The organism is Terriglobus roseus DSM 18391, assembly GCF_000265425.1.
GTDB classification, from domain to species: domain Bacteria; phylum Acidobacteriota; class Terriglobia; order Terriglobales; family Acidobacteriaceae; genus Terriglobus; species Terriglobus roseus.
Genome location: NC_018014.1, coordinates 1698004 through 1711269 on the forward strand (window position 1 = coordinate 1698004; position 13266 = coordinate 1711269).

11 protein-coding genes are annotated in these 13266 nt (G+C 61.5%); 7 read left to right on the top strand and 4 right to left on the bottom strand.

The genetic code is table 11. The features are described from left to right. Positions 1–49: 49 nt before the first annotated feature. Positions 50–1603, bottom strand: coding sequence for a hypothetical protein (locus TERRO_RS07070; protein ID WP_014785312.1), 1554 nt, complete (start codon positions 1601–1603; stop codon positions 50–52). A gap of 127 nt (positions 1604–1730) precedes the next feature. Between TERRO_RS07070 and TERRO_RS07075 the strand changes: the two genes are divergently transcribed. From TERRO_RS07075 to TERRO_RS07085, 3 genes are all read left to right on the top strand, one after another. Continuing rightward, a complete protein-coding gene (locus tag TERRO_RS07075; RefSeq protein ID WP_014785313.1) occupies positions 1731–2951 on the top strand; it encodes an aspartyl protease family protein in 1221 nt (406 codons plus the stop codon). 139 nt (positions 2952–3090) lie between these two features. Further along, positions 3091–4158, top strand: a complete 1068-nt coding sequence (locus TERRO_RS07080; protein WP_014785314.1) for a lysylphosphatidylglycerol synthase transmembrane domain-containing protein — start codon at positions 3091–3093, stop codon at positions 4156–4158. Between the two features lie 27 nt (positions 4159–4185). Further along, positions 4186–6177 (top strand): arginine--tRNA ligase, encoded by a 1992-nt coding sequence (locus TERRO_RS07085; RefSeq protein ID WP_014785315.1) that lies wholly within the window; start codon positions 4186–4188, stop codon positions 6175–6177. Between the two features lie 22 nt (positions 6178–6199). On the opposite strand, the gene TERRO_RS07090 is transcribed toward TERRO_RS07085, so the two are convergent. The 3 genes from TERRO_RS07090 to smpB form a co-directional block, all read right to left on the bottom strand. After that, positions 6200–6616: a response regulator gene (locus tag TERRO_RS07090; protein WP_081490612.1), complete on the bottom strand. Its 417-nt coding sequence runs from the start codon at positions 6614–6616 to the stop codon at positions 6200–6202. Then, positions 6592–8133 carry a leucyl aminopeptidase gene (locus tag TERRO_RS07095; RefSeq protein WP_014785317.1) on the bottom strand — a complete coding sequence of 514 codons (1542 nt, stop codon included), beginning with the start codon at positions 8131–8133 and terminating at the stop codon, positions 6592–6594. The genes TERRO_RS07090 and TERRO_RS07095 overlap by 25 nt, the downstream gene beginning before the upstream one ends. Before the next feature lie 74 nt (positions 8134–8207). After that, complete coding sequence (gene smpB / locus TERRO_RS07100) at positions 8208–8735, bottom strand: SsrA-binding protein SmpB (protein WP_014785318.1); 528 nt, start codon at positions 8733–8735, stop codon at positions 8208–8210. A 177-nt stretch (positions 8736–8912) separates the two neighbouring features. Between smpB and TERRO_RS07105 the strand changes: the two genes are divergently transcribed. The 4 genes from TERRO_RS07105 to TERRO_RS07120 are packed head-to-tail and all read left to right on the top strand — an operon-like array spanning position 8913 to position 13077. After that, entirely contained in the window at positions 8913–11411 is a 2499-nt protein-coding gene (locus tag TERRO_RS07105; protein ID WP_245536241.1) for a cohesin domain-containing protein, read from the top strand. 17 nt (positions 11412–11428) lie between these two features. Then, entirely contained in the window at positions 11429–11926 is a 498-nt protein-coding gene (locus TERRO_RS07110) for a prepilin-type N-terminal cleavage/methylation domain-containing protein (RefSeq protein ID WP_245536276.1), read from the top strand. Between the two features lie 5 nt (positions 11927–11931). Further along, positions 11932–12393, top strand: coding sequence for a type II secretion system protein (locus TERRO_RS07115; RefSeq protein WP_014785321.1), 462 nt, complete (start codon positions 11932–11934; stop codon positions 12391–12393). Positions 12394–12429: 36 nt separating this feature from the next. Then, on the top strand, positions 12430–13077 hold the full coding sequence (locus TERRO_RS07120; protein WP_041592495.1) for a urocanate hydratase family protein: 648 nt from the start codon (positions 12430–12432) through the stop codon (positions 13075–13077). Positions 13078–13266 lie beyond the last annotated feature (189 nt).

Below are 13266 nucleotides of genomic sequence, written 5' to 3' on the forward strand. Positions count from 1 at the left end.
AGAGGCATGGCTCGCGCCATGCCTTTGTTGTTTGTTGCCGCCGCAACAGTCAGGGGAGGCGGCAGACCTTTGCGGCGCTGTTGCGGAATGGGCAGTCGAAGGCGGTCTGCGCGGCCGCTGGCAGCAGCAGCCAGGTTGCGCCCAGGGGCCGCACCCATGTGAGGCGCTGCGCATCGGTGGCAGTGGCCAGGCCGGTTTGCAGATCGCTTTCGCGTTTCCACGTCTCTGCGAGCGCGGGTATGACGGAGGCGATGCCGCCGTCCTTTGCCTGGTCGGGCAGCGCCGTGCGTTGCGCGACAGCGCGAAACATCTGCGCGTCTTCTCCGGGAGCCTTGGTGTAGTCGGCGTCGGCTGCGAATACGGCGTCGACAGGCGTGTTGTCACGAACCCATAGAAAGGCCCGTTCGTAGGCGTTTGCGGGCGTGGCGCCGGGTAGTTCCCATTGGCCGGAGTGCGCATAGATGCCGCGCTGCATGGTGAGCAGGCCGATGCCGGCCGCGATGCATGCGGCCGCAGGCATACAGCGCAGCCGTTGCGGCAGATCGCCGAGCAGGCCACCGGCCATGAGGACGAAGACCAGGTATAGCGGATGCAGCATGCGCAGGGGCTGCATGCGTGCCAGCAGCAGGCTGGCGTCGCCGGGGTGGATCAGCAGGAGCGCCGCTGCGGTGACGATGCCGGCGACGATGACCAGCGCCAGGCAGAGATCACGGCCGCTCTGCGAGGTCCGCTTACGGAGCGGATTCCAAGTGGCAAAGAGCAGCAGCAGGACGGGTGCTGCGACGAGGCCGACCCACTCGTACCACTCCCACTGTGCGAGGAACCAGTAGCCGCGGCTAAGGGATGCGGCCCGGACGGCTCCGGAATCGGGCGGAGCGAATGCTTGGAGGGTGGCCATGGCTGCAAGAGTCGCGGCGGCCAGGCCTGCGGTCCAGGCAGCCGGGCGGTTTGACCGGCGCGCCATGACCGTCGCAAAGAGCAGCGCCGCCCAAACGGTCATCAGGGGGTGAAGCGGTGCAGACACAACGAGGCAGAGGAGCGCGGCGCGTGCACGGGAGCGTAGCAGCAGCGAGAGCCCGTAGAGCACCAGCGGTGTCCACAGCGAACGGGCCGTGAGGTAGGGGTCTGCCAGGTAGAGCGAGGTGCCGGCAACCGGTAGACCGAGCGATACGGCAAGCAGTAGTACCGCACCTCGCTGTGCGCGTATTGAAGGGAAGAGCGCGCGGGCCAGTGAACCAGCGGCGAGCAGCGTGGCCAGCAAGGCCGTTGCGAAGAGCAGCAGCATCGCCCAGTCCTGCGGCAGGTGCAGCAGACGGATCAACTGTGCGACCGAGGGGACGAAGAGGCTCTGCGAGGTGTGAGCGATGGCGAAGGAGTGTGGAAGATTGCGCTCGGTGGGGAAGAGTTCCGGATGCAGCCGCAGGGTGACGCCCGTTGCGTAGATGCCGCCATCTTCGGCGAAGGGGTGGTAGCCCAGCAGTCCGAAGGCAAGGACGGCGCAGAGGAGGAACCACGCTGTTCTCGGTCGGGCAGACTGTGTGCCCTGGGTGTGACCGTCGCGCTGCGACTGGTCTACCTGGGGCAGGAGTGTGATGGTTGCCATGAACTCTCGTGGGTCTGCTTCAACTGGTTTGGATCACTGGATCGACGCCGGAAGATTGCAGTGTCGATTTCAGGTAACCCGAGTATGGTTGGTTTGTTCCGCTCCAACATGAGATGCAGGAGACCACATGCGGCTGATACCCCTGATCGCCTTACAGGTGATTCTAGTCATGGTGCACGGTTTGCAGGCGCAGAGCCCGGAGGCCCTGAAGGCGGCCTACGACGCGAAGCATGTCTTTGCGCTGCGGGATGCCGTTGCTCATTCCAGCGCGCCGCGCCTGTACAAGGGAGCTGTTGACGCATCGGCGAACCGCGTTCAAACGGCGACGAAGGAACTGCAGGCGGTCATTCAGCATGATCCACACTCGGACGAGGCATACGAGGCCCATGATCTGTTGGGCAATCTGTACTTCCGGAACGGCATGTACCGCGAGGGGTACGGAGAGATCGTGGCGGCATTGCGCGAGAGCCCGAACGCCTCGGATGCGAAGAGTATGCTCTCGATCTTCACGGCACTGAATGAGTTGCCGAAGATGTCGGTCGTCGAGATGAAGCCGACCAGTATGGCGATCGAGCCGGGGAGCCTCTCGCTGCCGTTCCAGGCGAATGGCAAGGACCTGAAGTTCTTCTTCGATACGGGCGCTGCGATTTCGATCATGGGCGAGTCCGAGGCGAAGGAGCTTGGCATCCTTGCGAAACCTGTCGAAGGGAAGATGAACGACTCCAGTGGACGCGGTGTCTCCGGACTCAGAGTGGCGCTTGTCTCTGATCTGCGGATCGGCGGACTTCATCTTCGGAATGTGCCGTTCCTGGTAATTGCCGATTCGGGCGAGCCGTGGACCCATGCTCCGAAGAATGAGCGCGGGATCATCGGGCTGCCGTTGCTGATTGCGATGCGGACCTTTCGCTGGACACCAGAGGGCAGGTTTGAGTTTGGGCTTCCTGCCGGTAAGCCGGATATCAACACGTGCAACATGCTCTTTCACAACTCAAGCCCCGTCGTTGATGTGCTGGTGGAAGGGATGCATCTGGATTTCACGCTGGACACCGGCGCGGTGGATACGGACCTGAACCCGCCGTTTGCGAAGGCTCTGCCGGACCTGATGAAGAGTGGCCAGCCTGAGGAGCGGGCACTTGAGGGACTTGGCGGGAAGGTCGTGAACGCCTCGCTGCTGCTGCCATCGGTCACGTTTGCCTTTGGCGGAAAGAGCCTGGCGCTTAGCCCGGCGCATGTCTTCACCGAACATGGGAACGGAGCCTGGGCTCCCGGCAACCTGGGTATGGATCTGCTTCGGCAGGCACGCGCTTTCACGGTTGACTTTGAGGCGATGACCTTGCGGCTGGAATGACCGTGGTCCGACCCGGTGGCTAAGGGTGTTCCTCCCCGTGTGCGAGTGAGGTTTATCGGCTCCGTATAATCGGAGGGATGTCCCCCCAACACCTTGGCCCGTCTACGGCCCGTGGGAACGCAGACGGAAGGATCGCCGCTTGAGCCAGAACGAAAAGGTCAGTACAGCGCGGAAGTATTGGAAGCTGATTCCGGGCTTTGCCATCTCTGCTTATTTTCTTTGGCGGGTTCTTCGTGATCTGAAGGTGGACCGGCTGCGCGAGATGCGGCTGTCGCACCCGGTTTGGATCGGCGTTTTTGTTGCGTTCATCGTATGTGACTATGCTCTGCGCGGCTATCGCTGGTGGTACATGCTGCGGCCGGTCAAGGCTTCGTATCGTGCGTGCGTACGCGTGCTGCTGACCAGCCTGGCTGCGAATAATATTCTGCCGTTCCGTATCGGCGACTTTATGCGCATCTTTGCGTATGCGCCGGATGTGAATGCGCCTTCGTCGACGGTGCTGAGTACTGTTTTGCTGGAGCGGCTGCTCGACATCTTCATGCTCTTCACCTTTTTTGTGGTCGAGCTACAGGGTGCGGATTCGCGCTTCCCGCAGCACACCATTTATGGGCACAGCCTGGGTGTGCAGGAGTTGGCGATCGTGTTGCTGATGGTTGCGGCCGTAGGCCTGGGAGCGTTGCTCTTCGGGACGCGGCTGTTGCAGCGGATCACGCATGGGCTGGTGGCTCGCTTTGGTCAGCATCCACGCACGAAGAAGCTGGGCGAATGGGCCAGTCTGCTTTTTGACGCAGTGCTTCACCTTACCTTTGTCGATCGTATTTGGTTAGTGCTGATTACCTCGGCCGTGTGGTTTTGCGAGAGTGTGTTGTTTATCTCGGCGGCGAAGATGGTCGGCATCGAGTCCGGTGTACGCGGGCCTTGGCTTGCTGCGTCGCTGAGCAACCTGTCGTTTATGCTGCCGAGCGCGCCCGGTGGCATTGGCCCTTTTGAAGGATCGGCTAAGCTGGCCATGCAGTCGCAGGGCGCCATGGCGGACGATGCCGCGTTGTTTGCGGTGCTGGTCCATGTGCTGATCTGGTTTGCCATCACGGCAGTGGGAGGCATTGGCTTCCTGGTGCATCGTGCCGCGCGTGGCGCAATGAGCAAGCCGCTGACGGAAGAGTTGGCAGCCGTTCCCGTCGATCTGGAAGTTCCCGAAACGCACTAAGTTCCCGAAACATCGCGAGATCAAACTATGTACCGCACACAGAGACAGGCACTGCTCACCAAAATGGAGCAGGTGCTGAAGGATAAGTACGACATTACCGGCGCGAATATTGCGACGGAGCAGCCGCCGACGATTGCGCTTGGCGAGATCGCAACACCGGTTGCGTTCGAGCTGGCGAAGCGTCTGCGTAAGGCGCCAAAGATGATTGCGGCCGAGCTTGCTGCGGAGTTGAGCGGCATGGACGGCGTTGCGGCCGTGGAAGTTGCGGGCGCCGGCTACCTGAACATCAAGCTGGATCGCGCGGATGCTGCTCGGCGGATCGCAAAGGGCGAGCATGCCGACGTTGGCGGCAAGGGCCTGCGGCTGATCGAACACACGAGCATCAACCCCAACAAGGCTGCGCATGTGGGTCATCTGCGCAATGCCATTCTCGGCGATACCTTTGCGCGGTTGTTGAAGAAGGACGACTACAAGTCCGGCTATCCCGTGGTGGTGCAGAACTACATCGACAACACGGGTGTTCAGGTGGCAGATGTGGTCGTTGCGCTGCTGCACCTGGAAGGCAAGACGCCGGAGCAGGTGGATGAACTGATCGGTGGCCTGATCGCTCGTGGCGAGCGTGTCGATTACTTCATGTGGGATCTGTATGCGCGCGTGTCGCAGTGGTACGACAGTGATCCTGCGGAGAAGGAAGCCCGCAAGAAGCTGCGGCTGGATACGCTGCATGAGCTTGAGGAAGGGAACAATGAGGTCTCGCGGGTTGCGGACCTGGTTGCGACCGCTGTGCTGGAGCGACACCTGGAGACGATGGAGCGGCTCGGCATCGAGTACGACTTCCTGCCGCGCGAGAGCGAGATCCTGCACGGACACTTCTGGGATGCGGCGCGCACGCTGATGATCGAGCGTGGCGTGCTGTACGAAGAGACTGCAGGCAAGAACAAGGGCTGCTGGGTGATGCGTCGCCCGAATGCGGACGCCGTCGAAGAGGGCGCGATCGATGAAGACGCCAAGGTCATCGTTCGTTCCAACGGAACCGTGACGTACGTCGGTAAGGACATTGCGTATCACCTTTGGAAGTTTGGTCTGCTGCCGGGCCGTGACTTTGGCTACAAGATCTTCCGTGAGTACGCGACGCATCCGTGCTGGATCAGCACGATGGATGGCGAAGAGAAGCACCCGCACTACGGCCAGGCAACGGCGATCTACAACGTGATCGACTCACGGCAGAACGATCCGCAAGCCAACGTGGTGGAGTCACTACGCGCCATGGGGTATACCGAAGCGGCGGAGCACTACACGCACGTGAACTATGAGTTCGTGGCGCTGACGCCGCGCTGTGCCGAGGAGCTGGGCTACGTCCTCTCCGACGAAGACAAGCAGCGCGCTTACATCGAGGTCAGCGGTCGCAAGGGCTTTGGCGTAAAGGCGGATGACCTGCTCGATCGGCTGATTGCAGCCGCAAAGGCCGAGGTGGATTCGCGGCATCCCGAAGACGCGGAAGCGCTGCGGCAGGACGCAGCGGAGAAGATTGCGATCGGTGCCCTGCGTTACTTCATGCTGAAGTTCACGCGCAATACGCTGATCGCCTTTGACTTCCGCGAGGCACTGTCGTTCGAGGGCGAGACCGGTCCCTATGTGCAGTATTCGGCGGTGCGCGCGGCCAACATTCTGCGTAAGTCGGGCGTGTCGCACGAGGACGCCATTCGTGGTCTGCAGGGCTTCGATCTCGCGCCATACTTTACGGGCGAAGCAGGAGACAGCCTGTGGGCGATGTGGCTAATTGCGTCTCGTGTGACGACCGTGGTGGAACAGGCGATTGCCGCGGCAGAGCCTGCAATCGTGGCTCGGTATGCGTTCCAACTGGCGCAGGAGTTCAACAACTTCTACCACCGCAACCACGTGCTGAACGAGACCGACGAGTCACGCAAGAAGCTGCTGCTGGCGACCGCGGCCGTAGGCTATCGGGAGCTGGAACGGGTGCTTGGCTGGTTGGGAATTTCGGTGCCGGCTTCGATGTAATTTCGGGTGCGGGAAGCAGTGTTTACGGCTGCTTCCCGCTTGCCGGAATTGGCTCGACCACCCGCGCCAGAATCTTGACCAGTTCCGCGGGGTGCAGTGGTTTCGTGACGGTCTCGGTGACCCCGAGGCGGTCCATCTCTGCAGGACTTTCGGAGGCGACTCCGTTGACGAAGAGCACGACCGGCGCAGTGTTGCCGCGTTCGCGCAGCGTTCGGATCATCGCGATGCCGTCCATCTGTGGCATCTGCTTGTCGCTCAGAATAACGTCGACGCGCTCACGTTCCAGGACGTCGAGCGCGTTAATGCCGTCTTCGGCCACGTGCACCGTGGCACCTGTCTGTTTCAGCACAAGAGAAAAGGTGAGCCGCAGGATTGGCTCGTCGTCGACGACGAGAATCGTAGACTCAGCGAGCGTCATACAGACAGCGCCCTCACCCATTCGACGATGGAACGCACGGCGACGCCGCTGGGGCCTTTCGCGATTTCGGTATGGTGATCGTCAATCCATGCCTGCCCGGCGATGTCGAGGTGTACCCACGGCGTATCGCCGACGAACTCCTTCAGGAACATGGCTGCGGTGATGCTGCCGCCCCAACGATCCCGTCCAGTGTTCATGATGTCCGCAATGCTGCTCTTGATGAGTTCGCGGTAGTCTTCGGTGCAGGGCAGCCGCCAGAAGTGCTCGCCCGCAATCTTCGCCGCTGCGTGGAAGTGATCGCAGGTAGCTTCGTCATTTGAGAAGAGGCCTGAGTTCACTTTGCCCAGTGCGACGACGACTGCGCCGGTCAGAGTCGCCGCGTCGATAAGGTGGGTCGCGCCAAGGGTCTTCGCATAGTGCAGACCGTCGGCCAGCACCAGGCGGCCCTCGGCGTCAGTGTTCATGATTTCGATGGTCTTGCCGGACATCGCGGTGAGTACGTCGCCAGGCTTGTACGCCGTGCCGCTGGGCATGTTTTCCGCCGAGCAGATCACGCTGATGACTTCGATCTTCGGCTTCAGAGCCGCGATAGCCTGCATGGCGCCGATCATGGCACCGGCACCGGCCATGTCGTACTTCATCTTGTCCATGCCATCGGCTGGCTTGATGGAGATGCCGCCCGTGTCGAAAGTAATGCCTTTGCCGACGAGCGCGACGATCTTGCCACCCGGCGCCAGCTGCGCCGGCTTGTACCGCATGACGATGAGTGCCGGTGGCTCTGCCGAGCCCTGGGCGACACCCAGGAATGCGCCCATGCCAAGCTCTTTCAGCTTCGCCGTGCTGTGGACCTCGCACGAAAGTCCGGCTGTCTGGCACATGGCAGCAGTGCGCCTGCCGAGTTCGGTCGGCGTAAGGACATTCCCGGGCTCGTTGACCAGTGAGCGTGTGAAGTTCTGCGCTTCCGCGAAGATGACGCCCTCTGCATGGCCCGCGCGGATCTCATCCTGCGTAGCCTTCTGCTGGTCGGGCGCGAGCAGAGTGATGCTCTCCAGACTGCGGTCTTTGCGGTCGCTGCGATAGGTGTCGGGATCGAAGTCGGCCAGCAAAGCACCCTCAACCAGCGAGCGGGCGGAGGGCATGCAGTCGAGGCTTTCGAGGTGTTCGTCCGAGATGGCGCGATCTTCCGGGAAGACGATGGCGATGTTGCGGATGGACTTCGTCTTGGCGACGCGGACGGCAGTACCTGCCCCGATGCGGAGTTCCGTAGGCGCAAGCTTGCTGACCTTGCCAAGTCCCACGATCAGAAGCCGGTCTGCCTTCAGGCCATTGGGACTGTGAAGAAGCAGCGTCTCACCGCATGCCGCCTTGAACTCGCCGCTTGTGAGAAAGGCGCTCGCGGCGTCACTGAGCGCGTCGCTGGTGGTAAGCAGAGTGGGCAGGGCTGGGGCGTCAGTACCAACGGCGATGTCGACGGCGAAGACGGCAAGCAGAGGTGTGGCAAAGGAAACGGCATCCGAAAACAACAGCTGTGTGCTCATACAGCTATTGAGTGTATGCCGATTCGTGTAGCGAAATGAACAGACGGGAATGCGACTTGGTGCCGCGGGATCGCTTATCGGCGCTGGCTGCGCGCAATCGCGGATTTGGCTTCCTTATCCGCTTCGCGTTTCCGTTCGGTCTCGCGCTTGTCCCAGTCCTGTTTGCCCTTGGCCAGGGCCAGTTCACATTTGACACGACCATTTTTGAAATAGAGACGCGTTGGGATGAGCGTAAAGCCCTTCTCCTTCGTCTTAACGGTCAGTCTCCGCAACTCTTCCTTATGCAACAGCAACTTCCGAGTCCGGGTCTCCTCATGATTCATGGTGTTGCCATGGGAGAAGGCGCCGATATGCGCATTGAGCAGGAAGGCCTCGCCGTCCTTGACCAGGCCGTAGGCGTCGCGCAGGTTTGCCTTGCCTTCCCGGATGCTTTTCACCTCGGTGCCGCGCAGTGCAACACCGCACTCCCAGCGGTCAGAGAGGAAGTAATTGTGTCCGGCCTGCCGGTTGTAAGCGGCGTCGCGGGTGCCCACGGCAACGGCGTCGCGCTCCTTCGGCTTCTTGGGAGGATTTTGTTGCGTCGCTGTAGGACTGTGAGGCATAAGATTTCAGATGCTAGCACGGCCCTTGCGGACGCACCGGACCTTGGGGGCGCGATGGTACACTCGACTCACGAAAACAGGCAGAATCGCGCCTCCCGCATCGGATTTGTTGTGAGCATCTTCTGCTCACGCTCGTCCAACGGGAAGCAGGCATCACCTGGAAGGCGGACGCTGAAGTTGACGAAGATAATGTTGGGCAAAGGCGGCGAGAGCCAGGGGCAGGGCCGCAGCCTTTGTCACAGTCTTCCTCGCGGTCTTCTGCGGTCGGGCGCGGCTGCGATGGTGCTGCTCTCAATGGCTGCAGTGACGATCCCTGCGGGTCATACGCAGTCGGCCAACGCGTGGTCGAAGCGCGGCGCGGATGCGGAAGTCAGCGAAGACTGGGACGCAGCCTTCGAGGCGTATCGCCAGGCGCACCTGCTCAAGCCGAAGGATCTCCGCTACAAGACACATTTTGAGCGCGCACGCTTCTCAGCGGCGGCAGCGCACGTGGACCGTGGCCGCGTTCTGCGGCAGAGCGGCGACATGCGCGGCGCGCTGACCGAGTTTGAGCGCGCACTGGCGATCGACGGCGGCAACCAGGCCGCACAGCAGGAGATCACGGTCACGGAGCGTCTGCTGTCTGACGCGCCGACGAGCAGCCTCGACCTGCCGGTGCCGGTTGGGCCCACGCCCGACATGTTGTCCATCTCGGAGCCGCTGAAGCTCAAGCCCGTCTCCAACAATCCGTTGACGCTGCACATGGTGGAAGACACCAAGGTGCTCTATCAGGCGATCGGCAAAGAGGCCGGCCTGAACGTGATCTTTGATCCGGACTACACCTCGCGCCGCATTGCGCTTGACCTGAACAACGTGTCGTTGAACGATGCACTGCGCATCCTGGGCACGCAGGCCGGAACGTTCTACAAGGCGGTCACGAACAACACCATCTTCGTTGCGCAGAATACGCAGACAAAGCGTACTGACCTGGCGTCGGTTGCGGTGCAGACCTTTTACCTGTCCAACGCCGCGACCCAGGCCGACCAGAACGAACTGCTGACCGCACTGCGTAACGTGCTCGACCAGAACGTGAAGATCTTCCTGGTGCCGAGCCAGAACGCCATCGTAATGCGCGCAACGCCGGACCAACTGCTGCTGACGCAGGAGCTGCTGAACAATCTCGACCGTCCTCACAGCGAAGTGGTGGTCGACGTTGCCGTGCTGGAAGTAAATCGGGATCGCGCGCGGAACCTGGGTGTGACCCTGCCCCAGAGCTTCTCCATTACGCCGCAGGTGGCAAACTCCACCACGACGTCCAGCACTACCGGCAGCACCACGACGACCGGCAGCAGCACCAGCAGCACCTCGACGTCACCCACGCTGAACACGCTGGCGCATCTTACCGGCGCGAATTTTGCGGTGTCATTGGGAACGGCTACGGTGAACGCGCTGCTGACGGATAACGACACCCGCGTGCTGCAGAATCCGCGCATCCGTGCGACAGATGGTCAGCGCGCACAGTTGAAGATTGGTCAGCGTATTCCGATCGCGACCGGATCGTACTCTTCCGGTGCTTCGACCTCGGTGGTCAGTTCGCTCGTCAATACGCAGTTCCAGTACATCGATGTCGGTGTACTGATTGACATGACGCCGACGGTCCACGCGGATCGCGAGATCACGCTGAAGATGGCGTTGGAGATCTCCAGCCAGAATGGAAGCGTCAGCATCTCCGGCGTGACACAGCCCATCATCGCGCAACGCAAGGTGGAGCAGGTCATCCAGTTGAAGGAAGGCGAGCCCAGCATCCTGGCCGGCATTCTTTCTCGGTCTGAGACGGACTCCATCTCGGGTACGCCCGGTCTCGCCAGCATTCCGATCCTGAAGAACTTCTTCCGTTCGAACAACCGGGATCGCGCACAGGATGAGGTCGTCTTTCTGCTGATTCCGCACATCGTGCGTGAGCCGCTGGTGACGCGAATGAATACGCGCGCCCTCGACACCGGCACAGGACAGAGCATTGAGCTGCGGCACGATGCCGTTCCAGAGTCCGTGGCGACGGATACCTCCGCCAGCCTGTCAACTGGCGCCTTCCAGCAACAGCGCAGCAATGCGGCTGCAGCCAACGGAGCTCCGTTGACCGCAGCGCAGGCAGCGGCGGCGATGATCGGGCAGGTCGGCAATGAGAACTCGCCGGGATCGCAGCGAGCGATGCAGGCGCTTGCAGCTGGTGGGACACCCACCACGGCTGCAACAGCCGCGGCACAGGCAATCCCTGGCGCTGGCGGCCCTGTCAGCTTCAGCATCACACCCGGTCAGACGACGCAGGCCATGGGCAGCACCTTCCAGATGGCGGTGATCGCCAATGGCGCGAAGGATCTCTACTCGGTGCCGCTGCAGGTTCAGTTCAACCCATCGCTGCTATCGCTGGTAAATGTGGATTCGGGTGAGTTCTTGGGCCGTGACGGCCAGTCGGTGGCAATCGTGCACCGCGACGAGGGCAACGGCATGGTGACAATCTCCATCTCGCGGCCGCCTGCGGTGCGTGGCATGGATGGCCAGGGATCTGTCTGTGTCCTCACCTTCCGCGCGAACGCGCCGGGTGATTCCCAGGTGTCGCTGGTGAAGGTGGGCGCGAAGGATAGCGCGCAAACCAACCTGCCTGCGGTGGGCAGCGCTGCGACGGTTCACGTCCGCTAAGAGGCTGTTTCGTGATCCTGTGGACGAAAATCCGCGAAGCCGCACGACAGCGTGGTACCCGATCTGCTCTTGGTAGCGAGGCGGGTGTCACGCTGGTCGAGCTGGTTGTCGTAGTCAGCATCATCGCCATCCTGGCAACGGCGGCAGTGCCCGTCACGCGCTGGCAGGTCAAGCGCACCAAGGAACGTGAGTTGCGCGCGGCCTTGTGGGAGATGCGAAGCGCCATCGACCACTACAAAGACGCAGCGGAACGCGGCGCCTTTCAGACCAAGGTGGACAGTTTCAACTATCCGCCCGACCTGGAGACACTGATAAACGGCGTGGACGTAAAGGACAAGAAGGTGCGTTTCCTTCGTCGCATCCCGATCGATCCGATGACGAAGGGTACGGAGTGGCAGTTGCGCGCCATGCAGGACGATGCGGATAGTACGAGCTGGGGCGGGCAGAACGTCTTCGATGTGCACTCGAAGAGCCAGGGCACTGCTCTGGATGGCACCAAGTACTCGGAATGGTAAGGGCGATGACGACTGACAAGACATCCCGGCGTACGCTCGATCCGGCTTCCACGGACTGTGGTTCGGCTGCTGCCCCGCACGCGGGTCAGAGCGGCTTTACGATGCTGGAACTGATCGTCGTCATGATGATCATTGGCATTCTGGCGGCGATGGCTGTGCCGGCCTTTACGCATCACTTGAAGGTGGCGCGGGAAGCGGTATTGCGCGAAGACCTGCACACCATGCGGCAGGCCATCGACAGTTACACGGTCGACAAGCAGAAGGCGCCGCAGTCGCTGGATGAACTGGTGACCTCGGGCTACCTGAAGTCGATGCCGCTGGACCCGATGACACATCGCACGGATACGTGGGTGGGCGATCGGTCTGACCAGTACCAGAACGTCGATGAGACAGCCACCGGCATCAACGACGTGCACAGCGGTGCGCAGCAGTTGTCCACGGATGGCTCGCTGTACACGACCTGGTAGTCGGCGTTGGCTGCATCGCAGGCAGATACTCTCAGATTGTTTACTGCGCTTCGCCTGCACCGGACGGTGTGGGCTGGTTCGCTCGTGCTTGGCCTTGGTCTGAACGATGCCGGGCGTGCCTTTGCGCTGGCCTCACTGGCTGCTGGCGCGGCTGCGCTGTTACTTGAAGACGATCCCGCACGCCTGCGAGAGGCATCGCGTGAGGGCTGCGCTACCTTCACCGTCACCACGCTCGATGAGGCCTTGCGCGCGTTGAAGAACGAAGTACGGCAGGGCAGGGCAATTACCGTCGCGCTGGGTGGCTCGGTGGAACAGTGGCTATCGGAGATGGCGGAACGCGGAGTTCTGCCGCGATCTCTTGCGGTGGCCCGGGAACTTTCCGACGCCGAGGCGGCAGCGATCGGAATCCTGAAGGATTGGGGTGCGGAACGTCTTCATGGACTTGGCCTGATCGGGCCGGGTGAAGTGGAGCTTACGGTCGGCGCTCACTGGGCGATCACTACGGACACCGCAACAAACCAGGCGGAGCGCCGCAGCCTGGATGCGGCTTTGCTCGCAGCGGCTGAGGGAGACGCCGCGATGTCGGAGGTCACGCGGCAGTGGTTGCGTGCTGCACCAACGCTCTTCCCGCGATCGCTCGACAGATCACACTGGCAAAGTCTGTCAACCCCCGTGAAGGCTTAAACCACTCATTCCATAAGAGATAAAGTTGGCGGGTTATTTCTCGCAACTCGCTAGAATAGAAGACAGGGAATCGCTCAGCTTGTGGTCCTGCTGCTAACTCCTTTCGAATCTGATTTTTGCGTGTAAGTCCTTTGGAATTTGATTTTTGCCGATTTGGGAAAACTCAAGTCCTTTAGAATCTGATTTTTG

What these genes read in the sequence shown, in the direction of transcription:
- TERRO_RS07115 (WP_014785321.1), top strand. Translation starts at nt 11,932, where the DNA reads ATGACGACTGACAAGACATCCCGGCGTACGCTCGATCCGGCTTCCACG.
- TERRO_RS07075 (WP_014785313.1), top strand. Translation starts at nt 1,731, where the DNA reads ATGCGGCTGATACCCCTGATCGCCTTACAGGTGATTCTAGTCATGGTG.
- smpB (WP_014785318.1), bottom strand. Translation starts at nt 8,735, where the DNA reads ATGCCTCACAGTCCTACAGCGACGCAACAAAATCCTCCCAAGAAGCCG.
- TERRO_RS07090 (WP_081490612.1), bottom strand. Translation starts at nt 6,616, where the DNA reads ATGGGTGAGGGCGCTGTCTGTATGACGCTCGCTGAGTCTACGATTCTC.
- TERRO_RS07095 (WP_014785317.1), bottom strand. Translation starts at nt 8,133, where the DNA reads ATGAGCACACAGCTGTTGTTTTCGGATGCCGTTTCCTTTGCCACACCT.
- TERRO_RS07070 (WP_014785312.1), bottom strand. Translation starts at nt 1,603, where the DNA reads ATGGCAACCATCACACTCCTGCCCCAGGTAGACCAGTCGCAGCGCGAC.
- TERRO_RS07085 (WP_014785315.1), top strand. Translation starts at nt 4,186, where the DNA reads ATGTACCGCACACAGAGACAGGCACTGCTCACCAAAATGGAGCAGGTG.